The sequence below is a fragment of the Aureimonas sp. AU22 genome (assembly GCF_001463745.1).
Classification (GTDB): domain Bacteria; phylum Pseudomonadota; class Alphaproteobacteria; order Rhizobiales; family Rhizobiaceae; genus Aureimonas.
Map to the genome: position 1 here is coordinate 41,384 of NZ_BBWJ01000051.1, position 19,449 is coordinate 60,832.

Here is a 19,449-nt window from a genome sequence, read left to right on the forward strand (position 1 = left end):
GGGAAAGTTCGGTGCCAGCATCGCGCCCTCATGCTGAAGGACGCGTTAACGTCGAGGCGGGCAGGCATCGCATGGAGCCTGTCCGCCTGAGCCGTTAGCCGGGAACGGCGCGGGGCGCTCCCCGCCGCCTGTCCGACCGCGCTGAGGCTGGTTTGACTTCCGCCTCCGTCCCGGTCCGGGCCACGGAGTGGACGTGCCGTCCAGATGCGGCATGCCAGGTCCCGTGCATCTCCAGGCGCCCGGCGATGGCATCGAGGTCGGTTCGCCGTTCCCTTAGGAACCCGCGCGCACATTCCAGACACTCGGCCAGCGTCCGTTCGACGCGACGCCCGAACGCCCTGTCCAGTCGGAGGCACCGGGCGACCTCGTCGTCGGACGTCATCCCCGTCGTGGCCAGCGTGCCGCCGAGGCCGAGGTCCAGCTCGATGCGGGCGACGAGCCTCGTCGCCCTCGCGAGGTCCGAATCCGGCGAACCGCCGCTGAGCTCGCTCGACTGGCCGAACACCTCGAGCTCGGCAGCCGTCCCCCCGAGCATCGTCGTCACCAAGTGAAGGTATGAGGCCAGCGTTCCTTCTCCCCCGCGCTCGAGCGTGAACTCCGTCCGGTTGCCGTTCGGCCCCCGGAGCTCGCGCCGGACCGCGGCCCGCACGGGGACGGAACCCGACGCAGCGGCGAGCGCCTGCCCCACGACGATGTGTCCCGCCTCGTGCACGCACACCCGCTTGAAGGCCGCGTCGGTCAGGCGGAGGGCCGGCGGCAGGGCGCTGACCAGGTCGCCGTGCTCCATGGGGCGCCGCGCCGTGCGCGCCGCCCGGCGGGCGCCGCGCACGAGAGCTTCAATGTCGGCGCCGCTCTTGCCGTCCATGGCCTCGGCGACCTCCGTCAGGTCCGCGCCCGGGAGGTCCCACCGAAGGTGGAAGCGCAGGATCTGCGCCCGCGCGCACGCATCCGGCAGGGGGATCGCGATCTCCCTGTCGAGGCGACCGGCCCTGCGGATGGCGGGATCGATGAGCTGCGGATGGTTGGTGGCGCCGACGACGACGACGCCCGGCCGTCCCTCGGCACCGTCAAGGCATTCCAGGAAGGCGTTGATCACCTCCCTCGTGTATCTCGCGTTGTGGTCGTCGACGTTCGCCCGGTCGCCGAACGAGTCGAGTTCGTCGACGAACAGGATGCACGGAGCGGCTGCGATCGCCTCGGAGAAGGCATTGCGCATGGCCTTCAGCAGGGCGTTGAGGTAGCCCGCCGCCTGCCAGCGCGCGAGGCTGTGGATGTGGACGGGGACACCGCACGTCCTCCCGAGCGCACGGGCGAACGTCGTCTTGCCCGTTCCCGGCGGTCCGTGCAGGAGCGCGCCTCGGTCCACCTCGCCCCAACCGATGCGGCCGGCCCTGTAGTCCGCGAGGTCGACCGCGAGGGTCCGTCCCCATTCGGCAGCCTCGCCGAGGCCCGGCAGATCGTCCAGGGTCGGGCCATCGGAAACGCCGACGACCTCACCTGCCGCATCGGAATTCTTTTCTGATGCGGCCTCCTTCTCCCGACCCGTCGGTTCAGCCGAGCGCGCGGCCTCGATGCGCATGGCCAGCCCGGCCGCAGCGCGGAACGAGCGGCCGCCCTCCACGAAGGAGGTCAGCAGGTGCCAGGGCACCGACATGACGTACTCGAGCTCGCGGGCACCCATCGGCTCGATGGCCCGCACGCGCGAGGCCATCGCCAGGAGCAGGCGGCGGTCGGGCATGGGGATGGCGGCGACCCCGTCCGCGATGGTCGCGAGGAACGCCGGGACGTCGTCAGGCGTGTCGTAGAGCCAGCAGGTGCTGCGATGGCTTTGGAGGCTGGGCACTGCGACGTCGACCGACTTGGTGCGGTCGGCCTTCATGCCCGTACGGTCGTGGACCTTGCTCCTGACGCAGTTCGGGTCGCGTCCCGACCTGCGGAACTGGTTCTCGATCGCGTCCATGAAGAGGCTGAGGGCACCGCCGGGGATGCCAACGACGACGAAGGTGCACGGGGCGCCTGCGAGGACGTGATGAAGCCCGGCCGCGCGCAGCGCGCGCTTCAGGAGCGACGTCGCCACGAAGTCGGTCAGGTCGAACGGCGTGCCGCCGCGCGAAGAACGCGGGAGGTCATCGACCGGGCGGTAGTTGTCGAGCCGGGTCATTCGCCGTCCCTCCCGTCGCTCTCGTAGGGACGGCCCAGACGGTAGACGCGGGACAGCGTGCGCGCGAAGCCGTGCGAGGGCGCAAGGATCCAGAGGTCCGACGTCCTTGCGAGCCTGCCGGAGGCGAGAACGGGATGCCCCGTGACGCGGCCCGCAAGGCAGTGCGTCGTGCGCGAGCCGAGCGCCCACCCGTCGATGAGCGGGGCGTCGGCGAGCACGGCACGCCCGGGGTACTCGCCCCTTGCCAGCGCTTCCATGTCCGTGACGACGCCCCGCAGGCGCTCCAGTTCATCGCGAAGGTTGAGGGGGGCGCCGTTCGGCGCGACGAAGATCGCCATGACGTGACACTCCGTTCGCCGGCCGCGGTGCGGACGGACGCGAAGGAAGGAAAGGGTTGCGGAGGGGTCAGGCTTGGCGGCGTATGACGCGCGTCCGCGATCCGAGCGGTTCGTCGAGGTCGAGGTCCACCACCCTGGCAAGCGCCAGCGCGGCGACGGCGGCGACCGGGCGCGAGGTATGCCTGAGGATGCCCAGGCAGTCCGCGAGGGTGACGGAGCCTTCCTCGTCAAGCGCGGCGAGCAGCCTGACGCGGTCATCGAGGGTCACCCGCCACCTCGCGTAGGGGACGATCGCCCGCGCGTTCTCCAGCCTGATCGGATCGACGTCGTCGGGGCCGACGACCTTCGCGCTCGACGGAAGCGCCAGAGCACGAGGGTCGCATGACGGGGGACTGTCAGCCGCCACGAACAGGAACTCCTGGCCACCGCTGCCCCACGTCTCGAAGTCAGCGACGAGCCCGTCGCGGCCGACCGCCACGCGGCACCTCCAGCGGTGGACCGACGGGTCGACGTCGAGAAGCAGCGCGACGTCCGCCGCCAGCGCGGACGCGAACGACGCATCGCCGATGCAGCGCAGTGGACGGTGGCGGGCCTCGAACCCGGTACGGGATGCGCACGACGGATGGTCGCCGACGTCGGATGGAGCGCAGGTGTTTGAACGCTCGGCACGCATGGCTAAGCTCCGCTTCGGACGGGGCATGGCCTCGCGTCCTTCAACCTCGGGAAGGTGGCGGGGTCAGCGTATGGGCGGTCGGAGGGATGCGACGCGCGTCGGCGCTGCGCCGACGGGGCGCTGGCTTTTCCGCATGTAGGCAGGTGCCTGTCGCATGAGCACCAGGCTAGGTCCGTCGGGCACCAAGAGTCAACGATGCGATCGATTCGAAATACCGCCACCCCGTAACCCTGTGGACAACCTCCATGTCGTTCGGCCATCGTCGAGGGACAGGCTTCGGCTCGCGTGCGTCATCCGCCCTCTGAGCCTTGCGGACCATTGCGGGGCGATGCCCGTTCCGGCGCTTCCAAGGCAATCCGCTGGCGGCGGCCAGGACGACGGCGACCGGTCTGGCCGTTTCGAAACCTTGACCCCGCGCCGATCTGCGCCGACAAGGTTCGCGCCGGAAGTGGGGCGTCCTCTCGAAGTCCCCGGACACTTGCATGAGCAGCATGCGGAGACTTGGACGAGCCATCGCGGGACGTTTGGCGGTCGCGCTAGCGGTCGTCGTCACCCTGTTGTGCGTATCGGTCGGTCCGTCCGTCTTCAACGATCGCCATGAAGCGAGCCTCGCCACGGTCGCGTTCGACGACGCCGGACATCGCCGCGACCGGGACGAGGGTCCCGCCGACACGACGATCAAGAGCGCCGGCGGCCATCACAAGAACCACTCCGCAGACCATGGCCACGAGAAGCTGGGAGTCCCGCCCGCGCTCCCACCCTTCATGGCGCGTACCGGCGACACGGTCGTAGCCCCGGCAACCGCCGACTACGTGTCGGGTCTTCCCGCAAGGCTCGACCGACCCCCGAGATCCCCCGACGTCGCCTGACCGCCGCCGCGGCCGTGGCTTGCGCCCGACGCGGCACGACAGCATTCGGACACTCGGAACCCATCCATGACACGACCTTCCTTGGAAGGCCGCACCCGCTCGCGTGACGCGATCCGGGCGGCGCCTCCCATGTCCGCGCCCGTACCGTTCGCGATGCCGGCCTGGACCACGACACACCGCACCGACGACATCGGCGCGGGCAATCAGCCCCGCAACGGAACGTTCGGCCGGCCGAGCCTCGCCCCGTACGCATTCCCCGGCTCGGCTTCCGCCGCCGTTTGCTGCCGGGCCCCATCGTGTTCCCGGGGGCGGATGCCATGAAGGATCCGTTCGACGTCGGGGCATGGTTGCGGTCGAAGCCCGACCTTCAGTCCATGCGCGAGCGCTTCCCCGAGGAGTGGGCGCGCGTCGAGCGCGACATGGCGACCGCCATCTCCGAGCGATCCGCCGCACGCATGAACACGGTACTGCTGCGTTCCGGCCCCGCATGGACCGTTCGAGCGAAAGGGAGGAAGCGTCGCCGGGAGGAGACGCTGCGCCTAGTCCGGCAACGCATGGCGATCCTCGCGCTCCAGCGGATCGGCACCGACGCCGTGACGAGGGGGGACGAGGATGCACCCGCCCTCGGCAGGATGTCCGCGGCGATCGCCTCGGGCCTCCTCCGCGACGGGGACGGCAACAAGAAGCCCGTCTCGATGCGCGTGTTCCGGCTGGCTTGGCCGTTCGTCCGCGACAAGGGTGCCTTTCTGACACGCGAACAGTCCCGCGGCAGCTACTGCTTCCTGTCGCGCGAGTTCGTGGATGCCGTCGCCGGAATCGTGGGCGGCAGGCGATGCCTCGAGATCGCGGCAGGCGACGGCACATTGACCCGCTTCCTCGCGGGAGCGGGCATCCAGATCGCTGCGGTCGACGACATGAGCTGGGGGCACGAGATCCGCTACCCCGACTTCGTCCGGAAGATGGATGCGAGGGAAGCGCTCGCGGCGCTTGCCCCCGAGGTGGTCATATGTTCATGGCCCCCGCCGGGGAACCCGTTCGAAGCGGCCGTCTTCGACACGCGGAGCGTCCAGACATACGTGGTCGTGGGCAGTCGGTACGGTTTTGCGACCGGGAACAGGGACGCGTACCGCTCGTCGCCCGGCTTCACCTGCGAGTCGGACGCGTCCCTGTCCGGGTTGGTCCTTCCGCCGGAAGCCGGACACGAGGTCCTGGTCTTCCGAAGGCGCGTCGAATGACGGCTGGGTCAGCGGCGGACATCCCGCCCTTGCGGGGAAGTCCGGTTCCGGCAGGAGCCTGACGACGAACGGGGCGCGGCTCGGGGCTCCCATGCCGCGTCGGCTCGACCCGGACGGTGCGTTCATCCGTTCAGCCAGAACCGAATGCCCAAAGCCACGATGCCGAGCACTGCCAGGCTGGCGGCCCAGATGGCCACCAGCCACAGGAGCCGCTTCCACCAAGGACCCGCGTGAAGGCCGTCCTCCATCAGTGATACCCGTCCTCGGCGACCTTTCCCCGGAACACCCAGTACGAGAACGCCGTGTAGCAGAGGATGACGGGGATCAAGACCGCCGAGCCGACCAGAAGGAACTCCTGGCTCGATGCGGGCGCGGCAGCTTGCCAGATGGTCAGGGTGTCGGGGACGATGAACGGATACATGCTGATGCCAAGTCCCACGAAGCACATCAGGAACAAGGCCAGCGCTAGGAAGAAGGGACGCGCCTCCCGGCGCTTGCGGATCGAGCGACGGAACGCGAAGGCGAGTATCGCCGTCAGCAGGGGCACCTGCGCCGTCAGGATCACGGCTGGGAAGCTCAGCCACTTGTCGCGGTAGCCGTAGTCGAGACCAAGGGTCGCGAGGCTGACGAGCGCGATCGCGACGAGCGTGGCGACACCGTATCGTCCGGCGAGGCGGAAGGCGTGGTCCTGCGTCCCGCCGTCCGTCTTCCAGATCAGCCAAGTGGCGCCGAGCAGGGCGTAGCCGCAGACCACGCCGATTCCGGTGAGGACGCTGAAAGGGGTCAGCCAGTCGAGCCATCCTCCCGCATAGCCACGCCCCTCGATCTCGATGCCTTGCAGGAGTGCCCCGAGGATCATCCCTTGCGAGAATGCCGCGACGATCGAGCCGCAGGTGAAGGCGAGGTCCCAACCGCGGCGATGGGCGGGATCGCGCCAGCGCGCCTCGAAGGCGACGCCCCGAAAGACGAGACCAAGGAGCATGGCGATGATCGGTGGGTAGAGCGCCGTCATGACCACGCCGTAAGCGAGCGGGAAGGCCGCAAACAGGCCTCCCCCTCCCAGCACCAGCCATGTCTCGTTGCCGTCCCAGACGGGGGCGATCGAGTTCATGGCCTTGTCGCGCTCGGAACCGACCTCGAAGACTGGGAAGAGGATGCCGATCCCGAGGTCGAACCCGTCCATGACGACGTAGGCAAAAACCGCGAACGCGAGCACGAAGGCCCAGACGGTGGCAAGGTCAAGGTCGACGCCGATCACGGGTGTCCCTCCGTCTGCTGGGCGAGGCCGGGCGTGATGCCGGCGGTCCGGATCGGCGCGTCCCGAGTTATCTGGCGTTCTCCCGAGTGGGCGCCCTTGCGCATGAGGCGGAGGATGTACCAGGTACCGAAGCCGAAGACCGTGAAGTAGACGACCACGAACGCCACCAGCGAGGCGCCGACGGCGGGGGCCGCCAACGGGGACGCGCTCTCCGCCGTTCGAAGGAGACCGTAGACCGTGAACGGCTGGCGCCCGACCTCCGTGGTCACCCATCCGGCGAGCACGGCGACGAAGCCGGACGGACCCATCGCGAGCGCCGCGCGGTGAAGCCACGGGGTCTCGTAAAGACTCCCGCGCCATCGTGCCCACAAGCTCCAGAGGCCGATACCCAGCATCGCCATCCCGATGGACACCATCATCCGGAAGGACCAGAAGACGATGCCGACGGGCGGTTGGTCGGCTTCGGGAACCGTGTCCAGCCCCGCGAGGGGCGCGTTCAAGTCGTGCTTCAGGATCAACGAGGACAGCTTCGGGATCTGGACCGCATAGTCGATCCGTCTCTCCTCCGAGTTCGGGATGCCGAACAGGATCAGCGGCGCCCCGTCCGGGTGACTGTCGTAGTGGCCCTCCATCGCCATGACCTTGGCGGGCTGGTGCTCCAGTGTGTTCAGTCCATGCTGGTCGCCGGCGAAGATCTGGACCGGGGCCATGACCGCAGCCATCCACATGGCCATGGAGAACATCTTTCGGGCATGGGGATCCGAGCGGTCCTTAAGGAGGTGCCAGGCACCGACCGCCCCGACCGCGAAGGCGGTGGTGAGGTAGGCGGCGATGACGGTGTGGGTCAGGCGGTAGGGAAAGCTCGGGTTGAAGACGATCGCCCACCAACTGGCTCCCGGTACGAACTGGCCTGCCTCGTTGATCTCGAACCCAACGGGCGTCTGCATCCAACTGTTCACCGACAGGATCCAGGTCGCCGAGATCAGCGTGCCGACGGCGACGGCAAGGGTGGAGGCGAAATGCAGACCCCTCCCGACCTTGTTCATGCCGAACAGCATTACACCCAGGAACCCCGCCTCAAGGAAGAAGGCGGTCAGCACCTCGTAGGCCATCAACGGGCCGATGACCGGCCCCGCCTTGTCGGAGAACACCGCCCAGTTCGTCCCGAACTGGTAGGACATGACGATCCCCGAGACGACGCCCATCGCGAAGGCGACGGCGAAGATCTTGGTCCAGTACTTGAAGAGCTCGAGGTAAAGCTGGCGCCCCGTCCACAACCACAGCCCCTCCAGCACGGCGAGGAAGCTCGCCAGGCCGATCGAGAATGCCGGGAAGATGAAGTGGAAGCTGACCGTGAAGGCGAACTGGATGCGTGCCAGCAGGATGGGGTCGAAGCCGTCGAACATGAACGTCCTCCTTTGCTCGGCAAAAGGGACCTGTCGGCGACGTAAACCAACTGGACAAAACGCCCATCGGCCTGTGCCGCGGCACGTTCGGATCACCACGTTTGCGTGAACGCGTTTCCCCGGCCGCATGCGGGAAAGTTACCGGACGTTCCGAGACGCGGACGCAAGGGCCCCGCAAATCCGGGGAAGCTTCACCGAAAACGAACCTGCCGGGGCGGGCTGCGCCCGTCGCGAACCGCATCGCGGCACGTCGGACCGGATAGGGAAAGTTAACCCGACGCGGACACCTTGCGACCACGGGCCCGTAGCCCGACGATTCCGCATGCGAGTGGGGCGACGTGCGCTTGGCAGCCAAACTTCGGGGAGCCTCCATCGGCGTTCCCGCGCGTGACGCAGGCGGCTCGCCGAGCGGCGAAGACCGCACCGCCAGGCGGCCGCCGACGTGGTCGAGGGGCCACGCCGAATGATGCGTCGGCTCCTCCTGTGCTGGATGCTGATGACGGTCGTCGCGCTGGGCATGCACGGCGTCGTCGCGTCCGCTTCGACAGTGGAGCGCCAGCCCGCTTGGTCAGACAGGGTCGCTTCAACCGCGACGCGATCGACTGAAGACATGGGCAGGATGGACGAACGGGGACCGCAACTCCCGGCGCCTGCCTACGAGCATTGCCACCAGAACGGCTGGTCCGTCGAGGTCTTCGTGCTCGGGGGGCCGGGCGATCGATCGGTTGCCCTCCGCCCCCGAACGTCCCCGTGGCCCGCTTCGCTATCGATGCCCGTCGCGGTTCCCCCTCCGCGCCCGTCCGGCGTGTCCGCGACGTCCGGGCAGACGGTTCCTTCGGCGTAACCGAGGGGATCTTCTCCTGCGCGCGTCACCGAGAGGCGCCCGTCAGGTCGGTGGGTGCCGAGCGTTCACCTTCATGAAAGCGAATGCGCGAATGGCGATCGAGCCGAACTTCCCACATCCCACCCGCCGGCAGTTCCTGACACTGGCGTCCCTCTCGCTGGGCGCCATCGTCCTGCCCGGCTGCACGACCGTCGGGACGCCTCCGCCGACGTCCCCGCCTGCGGAACCCCCGGTCGACCCGAACTATCTCTCCATGTACCGGGCCATGCCGGAGGAACGGTTCCCGATCCCGGCCGTGAACCTTCGCAAGATCGACCCCCGCTTCTACCGACAGGTCGTGACGGACCCGACGGGCGAGCGTCCCGGGACGGTCGTGGTCGATACGGACAACTACTTCCTCTACCTGGTACGAGAGGACGGGCAGGCGTTGCGCTACGGCGTCGGTTTGGGACGGCAGGGCTTCACGTGGTCCGGCAAGGGGGTCGTCCAGTGGAAGCGTCCGTGGCCGACCTGGACCCCACCGGCCGAAATGATCGAACGACAGCCGGAACTGGAACGGTACAGCGCCGAGAACGGGGGACAACCTCCCGGCCTCGACAATCCCCTGGGCGCCCGCGCCCTCTACATCTTCCAGGACGGGGTCGACACGCTCTACCGCCTGCACGGCACCCCGGAGGCCTGGACCATCGGCAAGGCCGTATCCAGCGGTTGCGTGCGATTGCTGAACCAGGACATCGTCGACCTGTACTCCCGCGTCTCGACACCCTCGCCGATCCTCGTCCGAGGCGGGTTCCCAACGTCCGCTTGAGGCAGCGTCCGGTGGAACCCGCTCCCGTCGCCGCGCCGGGTGCGGGTTCCCGGTCCAGTTGCCAGTGCGCGCCGCCGGGGCTTCGTCGGCCGCTCGAGGTCGGGAACGCGTTCCCGCCGCATTGCCGTGACACCGGAGCGAACCGTTTTCGAACCGGAGCCACACGATGGCGGTCTTGCGTCCCTGGATGGCCCTGCTGATCCCGCTGTCGCCGACGGACGTGTCGGTCGCGGCCAGCCAGGCAGGTGCTTCGCCGGCCGGCCCCGTCGCGGAGTTGGCCGTGCTCACCGTTCCACGGGAAGGGGACGGCGACCTGGAGGGGTACCTCGTGGTTTGGAACGGCGTGGCCGCGGAGGCATACCTCGAGAATGTCGAAGGTGACGCCTTCAGCCGCGTGCGGTTCGTCCAGCCATCGGACAGGTCCCGTGCCGGAGCGAAGGAGAAGCAGCCCGGCGTAACGATTCCCGGTCACGCCGAGTTGGTGATGTTGCAGCGGGGGATCCACATGCACCTCACCCCGAAGGACCCGATCGCCATAGGGGACACGGTGACGCTCGACCTCGCTTTCCGCGACGGGACCGTGCAGACCCTGTCCGCGACGGTCGAGGGCTATCGCGACGCCGACGACCTACACCATCACGATCAATCGAGCCCGGATTGGCTGGACAAGCTCGATGGGGCCGCCGGCCGGAGAGGCGACGACTGACATCGTCCCCGTGGCCTCGGGATTCCCGGGGGCCCCGTTCGGCGCCTCTTGGGCATGCCGTCCCGTACGGCCCGCCCGGTTGCCGGAGGGGCAACCCCTCCGTTGCCCGGCGCTGCGTTCCGGGCGCCGGGAGGAACGGCAGTCGGCCGACGTGGCGCCGACCGTTTCGGGTCGGGCGTCAGGGCACGAGCAGCACCGTTCCGATCCAGCCGAACTCGCGGGCTTCCTCGAGGAGCTCGAAGGCGGGCCACGCGAGCAGGAACAGGAGGCCGTCCGCCAGCGTGCGTGCCACGCGGTCGGGGCGCACCGCGACCACGGGCATGTCGCGCCAAGCCGAAAGCCGAGGGCCGTAGCGCGGCACCCGCTGGCGGTAAGCTTCGTAGGCAGGGCCGAACTCCGCGGCGAGGAATGCCTCCTCGCGGCCGATGACGACGCGGAAGATGGCGGCCACCGACAGGGCGAGGACCAAGCCGATGGTCAGGCTCCCGGACTGGGCGCCGACGCCGAACATCGCCAAGTAGGTGAAGACGTACAACGGGTTGCGGCTGATCGAGTAGGGGCCGACGTCGACGATCTCCCTCGTCTTGCGTCCGCCGATGTACAGGGAGCACCACGCCCGCCCGATGACCCCCGCGGCGATCGCGGCGAGGCCTGTCGACTCGACGGCCTCTTCCAGGATGGAGTGCTCGGCCCAAAGCGGCCCGATCGCCAGGCAGAAGGCGAGCAGCACCAAGGCGGACAGTCTCAGGACCTGCTTCCGCCGTTGCTGGACGAGGTCGATGTCGACGGGATTCATGGACGGACCTCCGGAATGTGGCTCTGCCGAAGGTGTCGGCCTCAAACGGGGCAGTTCCGAGACGCTGGAGTGGGTCGGTGCAACGGCGGGCACGGCGAGGTGGTGGACCGTGCCGATCTGCGTCGCCAACCGCCATCTCACGATGCCGTGACTTCGTTTGACCCTATAGCGGGTACAGACCCGAAGTAGGGCGCATCATGACGAAGGGAGACCATCCATGAAGCTCACCATCGCCGCCTTGTCGACCGTACTGTTCGTCGCTCCCGCCGTGGCTCAGGACGCAGTGCATCACGGCGACGCCTCTACGATGCACGACTCGGACGCCCGGCACGACCGCTCACGCCACTATCAAGGCGAACCGGACCTGCGCGGTCGGACGGATCGGCACCGTCACGACCGTGACGATCGCGGCCGAACAAATCACCATGCCCGCAGCGAGGATCGCAACGGGCACGAAGAAGCGTGCCGCGACGCCGACGGACCGGGTCACAATGCGTCCGGCCGCACGCCGGACCGCGCCTAGACGCGACGCCGTCTACCCAATCCAAGGAGAGAAGCAGACCAATGCCGCAGCTAGGCGATACCGTACCCGACTTCGAGGCACAGACGACACAAGGGCCGATCCGCTTCCACGAGTGGCTGGCCGGCTCCTGGGCCGTGCTGTTCTCGCACCCGAAGAACTTCACGCCGGTCTGCACGACCGAACTCGGCGACGTGGCGCGCCTCAAGCCCGAGTTCGACCGACGCGGCGTGAAGGTGATCGGCCTCAGCGTCGACGAGTTGGCGCGCCACGGCGCCTGGGAAGACGACATCGAAGAGACGCAGGGGCAGCGCGTCGACTTCCCGCTCATCGCCGACCACGACCGCCACGTCTCTCAGCTCTACGGCATGATCCATCCCAACGCGAGCGACACGCTGACGGTGCGTTCGGTGTTCGTCATCGGCCCCGACCGGAAGCTGAAGCTCAGCCTGAACTATCCGGCGAGCACGGGCCGCAACTTCGACGAGATACTCCGCGTCGTCGACTCGCTTCAGCTCACCGCGAACCATTCGGTCGCGACCCCGGTGAACTGGCGCCAGGGCGAGGACGTCATCATCGCGCCATCGGTCTCCGACGAGGCCGCCCGCGAGAAGTTTCCCGACGGTTGGAAGACGCTGAAGCCCTACCTGCGCGTCGTCGCGCAACCCAAGGGCTGATCGATGGACGATCGGGGAAGCGAGGAGACGGCGATGGGGATCGACGTGCACACGTTCCACGACGTGCGCAGCGGCACGGCCACCCATGTCGTCTCCTGCCGCACATCCGGGTCCTGCGTGGTGATCGACCCCGTGTTCGATCTGGACCCGAAGTCGGGGCGTACCAGCCGCGCCCCGGTCGACGCCGTGGTCGAATTCATCCAGGCCGAGAACTTGCGCCTCGAATGGATCCTGGACACCCATGTCCATCACGACCACGTCTCCGGCGCCATCGCCCTTCGGGAGGCGGTTGGCGGGCGGATCGGGATCGGCCGGCTGGTGATCGAGGTCGGTGCAGCGGTGAGGGACGTCTACGCCCTTCCGGACGCGGCAACGGACGAAGCCGTCGTCGACCCGTTCGACCGTCTCTTGGACGAGGGCGACCGACTGCCGTTCGGCGAGCAGACGATCGAGGTGTGGGCAACGCCGGGGCATACAGTCGATCATCTGAGTTACCGCATCGGTAACGCCATTTTCGTCGGCGACACGCTGTTCATGCCGGACTCCGGGACCGCACGCTGCGACTTCCATCGCGGCGATGCGCGCCGCCTCTACGCCTCGATCCACCGAATTTTGGCGGAGCCGGAAGAGACCCGTCTCTTCGTCTGCCACGACTATGGGGCGGATGGCAGCCGGCCTCCCGCCTGGGAGACGACGGTCGGCGCGCAGCGGACGGACAACATCCATGTCGGCGACGGATGCGGCGAGGAGGCTTTCGTAGCGCTGCGTCGCGAGCGCGACGAGGGTCTCGATATGCCCGCCCTTCTGCTCGCCTCGCTTCCGCTCAACATCGTGGCTGGTCGCTTTCCCTCTCCAGCCGCCAACGGACGCGTCATCCTGGCCATGCCACTCGACGTCCCGGGGCATGCGATCTGACCGGACGTCCGAGCGTGGAAGAGGTCCGCGAGATGGATCCGCGGACCTTCGTCCGGTTCGCCGTGCCCGGCTTCCACCGCCGTCCTCGTAGCCTTCGCCGATGCCTCAGGTGGACCGTTCGGACTTCGGGGAGAGGGTCCCGATGATCCGGCAGTCCGCTACGGTCCCGCAGCGGCACTGGTCGAGCAGGCAGTCGAGTTCGCGTTGCATGGCCCGGAGGTCGTCGATCTTGGCCTGGACCTCGGCGAGGTGCTGGCGGGCCAGGACATCGACTGCCTCGCAGGACTGTTCCCGGTCGTCGGACAAGGCCAGGAGCCGGCGTATCCGATCGAGCGAGAAGCCGAGGTCCCTTGCCCTCCGAATGAAGATCAGTCGATCCAAGTGGGAGCGTTCGTAGGATCGGTAGTTCCCGTTCGTGCGGGCGGGCGCGGGCAGGAGACCGTTGCGTTCGTAGAACCGGATCGTCTCTACCTTCGTCCCCGTTGCCCGCGCCAACATGCCGATCGTCAGGACGCTGATCTTGGAGATGGTAAGCTCCATGTGTCGATGGACTCAGCAAGCCATCAGGCCAGGATGCGGCCACGAAGCCCTTCCCGGATCGCTCACTAGGACAACCCCTTCGTCCGTTCGATCTCCGCCGCGATCGCCTCATAGAGCGGCTGCGGGCCGAACTGTGCCGGCTCCTTGCCGTTGACGAAGAAGGTCGGGGTCTTCTGGATGCCAACCGCCTCGAGGTCCGCAACGTCACGTTCGAGCACGGCCGTCACCTCGGGAAGCACGGCGTCGCGCCGCGCTTGCGCGAGGTCGATGCCGGCCGTGCCGGCGATCTCCCACGCCTTCGCGATGTCGGGCGCCCCGTGGACGGCCCACTCCGGCTGCCGCTCGAACACGCGGTCGAGGACCGCCTCGAACTTGTCCTGCCGCCGGGCCGCCTCCAGGATGCGAACGACCTCGTCCGAACCCTCGTGCAGGGGCGTGTAACGCAGCACCAGCCGGAGGTCGTCGGGATACCTGGAGAGGATCTGCCCGAGGATCGGATGGAAGGCGCGGCAGGCCTCGCAGGACGGGTCGAAGAACTCGACCAGCGTCACCCGGGCCTCGTCCGGCCCGATCACGGGGGAGTGCGGGCGGACGAGCTGGTCTCCTTCCGCCGAGAGGGGAGCGGCCCCGGGACGGCTGGCGCGATACCAGGCCGCTCCCCCGCCGAAGGCGAGAAGGGCGGCAGCGGCGGTGGAGGCGACGAAAGTTCGGCGGTTCATGCATGTCTCCTTCCAATGGGAAGAACGAGGAAAAGGGTGATCGCGGCGAACGCTCCGAGAGACAGGAGCGGCAGGGGCAGGCCGCCGAGGATGGTCATGTCGGCGCTCGCGCAGGACGGGCCCGCCCCGCAGGGCTCGATCGCTTCCGGAATGATCCCGGCATAGAGAAGGGCGTGGAACGCGGCGACGGCGAGCCCCGCGAGCGCGAGCGGCAGCGCGTAGACCCGCACGCCCCGGTCGCCCCGGAAGGCGGCGACGCCGAGCACGGCCGCCAGCGGGAACATCGCGATCCTTTGGTACCAGCACAGGACGCAAGGGGCCTGCCCCATGACCTCGCCGACGAATATCGCACCGAGCGTCGAGACAAGTGCGACGACCCAGGCGGCGTGAAGGGAGGCCAAGCCGCGGGTTGGGACTTCGACAGCCCCGGCATCCCGCTCCGTCCCGTCAACCGTTAGCGTCGGCATCGGTGCCCTCCGTCGTTTTCCTGTCGCCCGCACCAGCCGGCCCCGCGGTCCCGTCCCCGCTCACGGCTGCTCTCGAGCCGCTCGGACCTTCGATGAGGCGCATCACCTTGGCCCACCGCACCGCCGTGTCCTCGTGCATGTCCAGAGTGCCTGCGAAGCCACCGTCGCGGTCGTAGAGATAGACTCCCGCCGAGTGATCGACGGTGTAGTCGCCGCCCTCGGTCGGCACCTTCTTGCGGTAGGCCTTGAAGGCAGCGAAGGCGCGATCGACTTCCGCTTCCGTTCCCGTGAGTCCGACGATCCGCGGGTCGAAGGACTGGAGGTAGGCGTTCAGCACTTCCGGCGTGTCCCGTTCCGGGTCGCCGCTGACGAGCACGACCTGGAGGTCGTTGGAGCGGTCGCCGAGGTCGGCCAGGAGAACCGAGAGTTCGCCAAGTGTCGTCGGGCAGATGTCGGGACAGTGCGTGAAGCCAAAGAACACGGCGACCGGCTTGCCGCGGAAACCACCCCAAGTCCTCGGCTTGCCGTCCTCGTCGATCAAGGCGAACTCGCCGCCGATGTCGGGAGACGACGACGTGAGGGCCGTCCCGCGTTCGGCGGTCGGTAAGCTCCAAGCCAATCCGACGAGCACCCCCGCGGTCACGACGACGGCACCCCAGAGGAGGAGACGCGCGGTGCGCAACGTCACGGTCAGTGTCCCTCGTGCGAGAAGGAAGTGGTGGCCACGCCCAGGCCTTCGACAGAGAAGCGGACGGGCACGGTTCCGGCACGCTCGAACACGAGGGTGCCGTCGAACGACTGACCCTTCACGATCGGCTCCTTGAGGTCGAGCAGCATGATGTGGGAACCGCCGCTGGCGAGCTTGATCGTCGCGCCGGGCTCCAGGACGATCCCGCCCTCGACGCGCCGCATCCGCGCGACGCCGTCCTCGACGGTGGAGGCGTGTATCTCGAAGCGTCCGGCCACGTCCGCCGATCCCCCGACCAGTCGGTCGGGTTCCGCCCCGTCGTTGCGGATCGAGACGTATCCGGCACCGACCCTCGCCGCCGGCGGCGTCGGACGTGAGGAGGGATGGTCGATCGTCAGGTCTCCGGCCTTGAACTCGTGCGCGGCGGCAGGACCCGACAGGGCGAAACAGGCCGCGACGGTTGCCGCGATGGCCGGGGTCTTCATTTCGGGTACCTCGCGTAGACCTTGGACGTGCCGTCGCGCGCGACGAGGAGCACCTCGTAGGGTTCGTCGCTCGTTCCCATGCCCGGGCTGCCCGGCGGCATGTCGGGAACGGCGAGACCGACGGCGTCGGGACGCTCGGCGAGGAGGCGCTTCACTTCCGCCGCCGGGACGTGCCCCTCCACGACGTAGCCGCCGACGAAGCCCGTGTGGCATGAGGTCTGACCGGGCTTCAGTCCGGCGCCCGTCTTCTTGGCGTAGAGGTCGGCCATGGCGAGGTTGTCGTTCGTGACCTCGAACCCTGCCTTCTCCAGGTGCTTGATCCAGCCCACGCAGCAGCCGCACCCCGACGTCGAGAACACGTCGACGGTCTCGGCCGCAAGCGCGGGGACGGAGAGGAGCGCGAGCGTCCCGGCGAGTAGTGTCGTGCGTGTGGGTCCCATGGTTCGTTCCTTGCTGGTCGTCAGATCCAGCGCCGGACGGCGCTTCGATAGGCGGTGTATGCCGGGCCGAACGAGCGTTCGAGGAAACGCTCCTCGTCGCGCACCTGGACCTCGCACCCGATCCAGAAGGCGAGCGCGCAGGCGATCGCCGCCGGGGACGGCACGGCGACCGCAAGACCGGACGCCATCGCGAGCATCCCGAGGAACACGGGGTTGCGGCTCAGGCCAAATAAACCCGTCGTGACCAGGACGTCGGGTGCCTCGTCGGGGATGCCGACCCGCCAGCGCCGGCCCATCTCGCTCATGGCCACGACCGTCAGGACCTGCCCGGCGACGGCCAGCGCCAGCCCGGCCAAACGGACGGCGGTGGCCTCGCCCGCGAGCGGTGCGAACGCGGCCGATGCGCTTCCCACGGCATGGAGTCCGAGGGCCACGAGGCCACCGACGACGGCAGCGGCGAACAGGATGCGGGCCAGCGTCTGCCGGATGCTCCTGCCGAAACCGTAGGCGCGCCCTCCGATCTCGCGGGAGGTTCGGCAGGTGGCGAGAGCGAGCCATGCCACAGTCACGGCCAGCACGACCGCCGGCCCGAACCGCAGGAGATCGTCGACAGCCGCGTTCACCGCGGCTTCCAGCCGAGCAGCCGCATGGCGTTGGCGGTCACGAGGACGGTCGCGCCCGTGTCGGCGAGGATCGCCGGCCAGAGGCCCGTGATGCCGAGGACTGTCGTCACGAGGAACACCGCCTTCAGGCCGAGCGCGATCGCGATGTTCGTCCGGATGTTGCCCATGGTCGCCTTCGACAGGGCGATCATGTCCGGGATGTCACGGACACGGCCATGCAGCACCGCCGCGTCCGCCGTCTCCAGCGCTACGTCCGTGCCGCCGCCCATGGCGATGCCGATGTTAGCCGCGGCGAGCGCGGGCGCGTCGTTGATGCCGTCGCCGACCTTAGCGACGACGAGCCCCTCGGCCTGAAGTTCGCGCACGATGCGCTGCTTGTCCTGCGGCAGGAGTTCGGCCCGTGCCTCGATGCCGAGACCGCCCGCCACCGCCTCTGCCGTCGTGCGGTTGTCGCCCGTCAGCATGACGGTGCGGACGCCGTCGGACTTCATGGCTGCGAGCGCTTCCCGTGCGTCCGGCCGCGCTTCGTCGCGCATGGCGATGTAGCCCGCGACCCCGTCCCGCGCGAGCACGACGGACACGGTCTTTCCTTCCGCGTTCAGCGCGGCGATTGCGGCCGTCTGCTCGGCGCCGAGAGGCACGCGGCGGCTGGCAGCCTGCGGCGAGCCGAGGAACACGGGTTCGCCACCGACCTTTCCCTCCACACCCTCACCGGGGACGGCGTTCGCGTCGAAGGCGGGCGGCACCGGGGCGTTGTCGGCCTTGGCGCGGTCGAGGATCGCGAGCGCCAACGGGTGGCTCGATCCCTTCTCCAACGCGGCCGCGAGCGACAGGACATCCCGCACGGGGCGGCCGACGGGAACGATGTCGGTGACGACGGGCTTGCCCGCCGTCAACGTCCCCGTCTTGTCGAAGGCGACGGCCGTGATCTTGCCGAGCGTCTCCAGCACGACGCCGCCCTTCATCAGGAGGCCGCGACGGGCGCCCGCCGACAGGCCGGCCGCGATGGCGGCCGGCGTCGAGATGACGAGCGCGCAGGGGCAGCCGATCAGGAGGATGGCAAGGCCCTTGTAGATCCACTCGCTCCAGTCCGCCCCGGCAATCAGCGGTGGCACCACGGCGACGAGGAAGCCGACCACGAGGACGGCGGGCGTGTAGACTTTGGAGAAGCGGTCGATGAAGCGCTCGGTCGGCGACTTCGATTCCTGCGCCTCCTCCACGAGGCGGACGACGCGCGCGATCGTGTTGTCGGCGGCCGCGGCCGTGACGCGCACCCTGAGGACCGACCCGGCGTTGACGGTGGCGGCGAAGACAGGATCGCCGACAGCCTTGCGCTTCGGCACGCTCTCGCCTGTGACCGGCGCCTCGTCGACCTCGCCGGACCCTTCCACGACCGTGCCGTCGGCCGGAATGCGGTCGCCGGGGCGCACAAGGATGGTGGCGCCGACGGCGAGGCTCTCCGCGGGCACCTCGGTCGTCTGGCCGTCCTTCTCCAGAAGCGCGGTCTTCGGCACGAGGGCGGAGAGGCCCTGGATGCTCGCCCGGGCACGGCTCGCCGCCAGTCCCTCCAGCATCTCGCCGACCAGGAACAGGAGGACGACGGCGGCCGCTTCCTCCTCGGCCCCGATGAACACAGCGCCGACGGCGGCGATCGACATCAGCGTCTCGATCGAGAACGGCGTACCGAACCGGGCGGCCGTGATCGCGCGCCAAGCAACAGGAACGAGGCCGACGGCGAGCGCGGCGAGGAAGGCGGGACGCTCCAGCGCTGGCGCGAGGTGCCCGAGAACATAGGCTGCGACAAGCGCCGCACCGCAGGCTGCCGTCAGCCGCGCCTTCCTGGTCCGCCACCAGGGCAGGCCCGCCTCGGCGGGGTCGTCGTGCGTGTGGCCCGCATGGTCGCTCCCGGCGGACGCGGGATGATCGTGATCGTGGTCGTGGTCGCCATGGTCGTGCCGTTCGGTCGGGGCTGCGACGGGCGCGGTCGCCGTCCCGTTTGCCGCCTCGGCGCCGTAACCGAGGTTCCGGACCTGCCGCGTCACGGCGGCGGCGTCGAAGCCCTCGCCGTGGCGGACCTTCACCGCCCCCGTGGTCACGGAGACGGTGACGTCCTCCACGCCCGGCAGCCGCCGGATCGCGGTGTCCACCTTGTTGCCGCAGGCCGCGCAGTCCATGCCCGTGACCTTGAAGCGGCTCTCGCCCGTCGTGGCGCTCATGGCGCTCTCCTTGCGTCGTTGTCGACGAAGGTCTACTTCCTCGAGTGGCTAGAGGAGCAAGCGAA

23 protein-coding genes are annotated in these 19,449 nt (G+C 68.8%); 8 read left to right on the forward strand and 15 right to left on the reverse strand.

What is annotated here, in order from left to right; translation table 11 throughout:
• Positions 1-94: 94 nt before the first annotated feature.
• From AUL34_RS19320 to AUL34_RS19330, 3 genes are all read right to left on the reverse strand, one after another.
• On the reverse strand, positions 95-2,161 hold the full coding sequence (locus AUL34_RS19320; protein WP_061937558.1) for an AAA family ATPase: 2,067 nt from the start codon (positions 2,159-2,161) through the stop codon (positions 95-97).
• Complete coding sequence (locus AUL34_RS19325) at positions 2,158-2,499, reverse strand: DUF6634 family protein (RefSeq protein WP_061937560.1); 342 nt, start codon at positions 2,497-2,499, stop codon at positions 2,158-2,160. Before AUL34_RS19325 ends, AUL34_RS19320 begins: the two co-directional genes overlap by 4 nt.
• A 67-nt stretch (positions 2,500-2,566) precedes the next feature.
• Positions 2,567-3,172: a hypothetical protein gene (locus tag AUL34_RS19330; protein WP_061937562.1), complete on the reverse strand. Its 606-nt coding sequence runs from the start codon at positions 3,170-3,172 to the stop codon at positions 2,567-2,569.
• Positions 3,173-3,654: 482 nt separating this feature from the next.
• On the opposite strand from AUL34_RS19330, the gene AUL34_RS19335 reads away from it, so the two are divergent.
• On the forward strand, positions 3,655-4,041 hold the full coding sequence (locus tag AUL34_RS19335; RefSeq protein ID WP_156421016.1) for a hypothetical protein: 387 nt from the start codon (positions 3,655-3,657) through the stop codon (positions 4,039-4,041).
• A 317-nt stretch (positions 4,042-4,358) separates the two neighbouring features.
• Positions 4,359-5,276, forward strand: a complete 918-nt coding sequence (locus AUL34_RS19340) for a hypothetical protein (protein ID WP_061937568.1) — start codon at positions 4,359-4,361, stop codon at positions 5,274-5,276.
• Positions 5,277-5,398: 122 nt separating this feature from the next.
• Here the strand turns inward: AUL34_RS19340 and AUL34_RS19345 are convergent, their stop codons facing one another.
• From AUL34_RS19345 to AUL34_RS19355, 3 genes are read right to left on the reverse strand one after another with little or no spacing between them, the layout of a single operon-like run.
• Positions 5,399-5,524: a DUF2474 domain-containing protein gene (locus AUL34_RS19345; RefSeq protein WP_061937571.1), complete on the reverse strand. Its 126-nt coding sequence runs from the start codon at positions 5,522-5,524 to the stop codon at positions 5,399-5,401.
• Complete coding sequence (gene cydB / locus AUL34_RS19350; protein ID WP_061937697.1) at positions 5,524-6,531, reverse strand: cytochrome d ubiquinol oxidase subunit II; 1,008 nt, start codon at positions 6,529-6,531, stop codon at positions 5,524-5,526. The genes AUL34_RS19345 and cydB overlap by 1 nt, the downstream gene beginning before the upstream one ends.
• Positions 6,531-7,940 (reverse strand): cytochrome ubiquinol oxidase subunit I, encoded by a 1,410-nt coding sequence (locus AUL34_RS19355; protein ID WP_061937575.1) that lies wholly within the window; start codon positions 7,938-7,940, stop codon positions 6,531-6,533. Before AUL34_RS19355 ends, cydB begins: the two co-directional genes overlap by 1 nt.
• Before the next feature lie 935 nt (positions 7,941-8,875).
• Here AUL34_RS19355 and AUL34_RS19365 point away from each other — a divergent pair.
• Together AUL34_RS19365 and AUL34_RS19370 are read left to right on the forward strand one after the other, a co-directional pair.
• Entirely contained in the window at positions 8,876-9,592 is a 717-nt protein-coding gene (locus tag AUL34_RS19365) for a L,D-transpeptidase (protein WP_192845794.1), read from the forward strand.
• Positions 9,593-9,758: 166 nt separating this feature from the next.
• Positions 9,759-10,298: a copper chaperone PCu(A)C gene (locus AUL34_RS19370; RefSeq protein WP_061937581.1), complete on the forward strand. Its 540-nt coding sequence runs from the start codon at positions 9,759-9,761 to the stop codon at positions 10,296-10,298.
• Between the two features lie 178 nt (positions 10,299-10,476).
• Here the strand turns inward: AUL34_RS19370 and AUL34_RS19375 are convergent, their stop codons facing one another.
• A complete protein-coding gene (locus tag AUL34_RS19375) occupies positions 10,477-11,094 on the reverse strand; it encodes an isoprenylcysteine carboxylmethyltransferase family protein (protein WP_061937584.1) in 618 nt (205 codons plus the stop codon).
• On the opposite strand from AUL34_RS19375, the gene AUL34_RS22445 reads away from it, so the two are divergent.
• The 4 genes from AUL34_RS22445 to AUL34_RS19385 all read left to right on the forward strand — a co-directional run bounded on the left by AUL34_RS22445 (position 11,078) and on the right by AUL34_RS19385 (position 13,206).
• The gene (locus tag AUL34_RS22445) at positions 11,078-11,245 is read left to right on the forward strand and encodes a hypothetical protein (RefSeq protein WP_156421017.1); all 168 of its coding nucleotides are present in this window, start codon (positions 11,078-11,080) and stop codon (positions 11,243-11,245) included. The genes AUL34_RS19375 and AUL34_RS22445 overlap by 17 nt on opposite strands.
• A gap of 66 nt (positions 11,246-11,311) precedes the next feature.
• Entirely contained in the window at positions 11,312-11,617 is a 306-nt protein-coding gene (locus tag AUL34_RS22450; RefSeq protein ID WP_156421018.1) for a hypothetical protein, read from the forward strand.
• Positions 11,618-11,658: 41 nt separating this feature from the next.
• Positions 11,659-12,291: a peroxiredoxin gene (locus AUL34_RS19380; RefSeq protein ID WP_061937587.1), complete on the forward strand. Its 633-nt coding sequence runs from the start codon at positions 11,659-11,661 to the stop codon at positions 12,289-12,291.
• A 3-nt stretch (positions 12,292-12,294) separates the two neighbouring features.
• Positions 12,295-13,206, forward strand: a complete 912-nt coding sequence (locus AUL34_RS19385) for an MBL fold metallo-hydrolase (RefSeq protein WP_061937590.1) — start codon at positions 12,295-12,297, stop codon at positions 13,204-13,206.
• A gap of 105 nt (positions 13,207-13,311) precedes the next feature.
• Here the strand turns inward: AUL34_RS19385 and AUL34_RS19390 are convergent, their stop codons facing one another.
• The 8 genes from AUL34_RS19390 to AUL34_RS19425 all read right to left on the reverse strand — a co-directional run bounded on the left by AUL34_RS19390 (position 13,312) and on the right by AUL34_RS19425 (position 19,384).
• Complete coding sequence (locus AUL34_RS19390) at positions 13,312-13,746, reverse strand: helix-turn-helix domain-containing protein (RefSeq protein ID WP_061937593.1); 435 nt, start codon at positions 13,744-13,746, stop codon at positions 13,312-13,314.
• 65 nt (positions 13,747-13,811) lie between these two features.
• A complete protein-coding gene (locus AUL34_RS19395) occupies positions 13,812-14,465 on the reverse strand; it encodes a thioredoxin domain-containing protein (protein ID WP_061937596.1) in 654 nt (217 codons plus the stop codon).
• Positions 14,462-14,932, reverse strand: coding sequence for a disulfide bond formation protein B (locus AUL34_RS19400; RefSeq protein ID WP_082653516.1), 471 nt, complete (start codon positions 14,930-14,932; stop codon positions 14,462-14,464). Before AUL34_RS19400 ends, AUL34_RS19395 begins: the two co-directional genes overlap by 4 nt.
• Positions 14,913-15,620 (reverse strand): SCO family protein, encoded by a 708-nt coding sequence (locus AUL34_RS19405; RefSeq protein WP_082653517.1) that lies wholly within the window; start codon positions 15,618-15,620, stop codon positions 14,913-14,915. The genes AUL34_RS19400 and AUL34_RS19405 overlap by 20 nt, the downstream gene beginning before the upstream one ends.
• Positions 15,621-15,622: 2 nt before the next feature.
• Entirely contained in the window at positions 15,623-16,105 is a 483-nt protein-coding gene (locus AUL34_RS19410; RefSeq protein WP_061937600.1) for a copper chaperone PCu(A)C, read from the reverse strand.
• A complete protein-coding gene (locus tag AUL34_RS19415) occupies positions 16,102-16,545 on the reverse strand; it encodes a DUF411 domain-containing protein (RefSeq protein WP_061937603.1) in 444 nt (147 codons plus the stop codon). Before AUL34_RS19415 ends, AUL34_RS19410 begins: the two co-directional genes overlap by 4 nt.
• A 20-nt stretch (positions 16,546-16,565) precedes the next feature.
• The gene (locus tag AUL34_RS19420) at positions 16,566-17,168 is read right to left on the reverse strand and encodes an isoprenylcysteine carboxylmethyltransferase family protein (protein ID WP_061937605.1); all 603 of its coding nucleotides are present in this window, start codon (positions 17,166-17,168) and stop codon (positions 16,566-16,568) included.
• Positions 17,165-19,384, reverse strand: a complete 2,220-nt coding sequence (locus AUL34_RS19425; RefSeq protein ID WP_061937608.1) for a heavy metal translocating P-type ATPase — start codon at positions 19,382-19,384, stop codon at positions 17,165-17,167. Before AUL34_RS19425 ends, AUL34_RS19420 begins: the two co-directional genes overlap by 4 nt.
• Positions 19,385-19,449 lie beyond the last annotated feature (65 nt).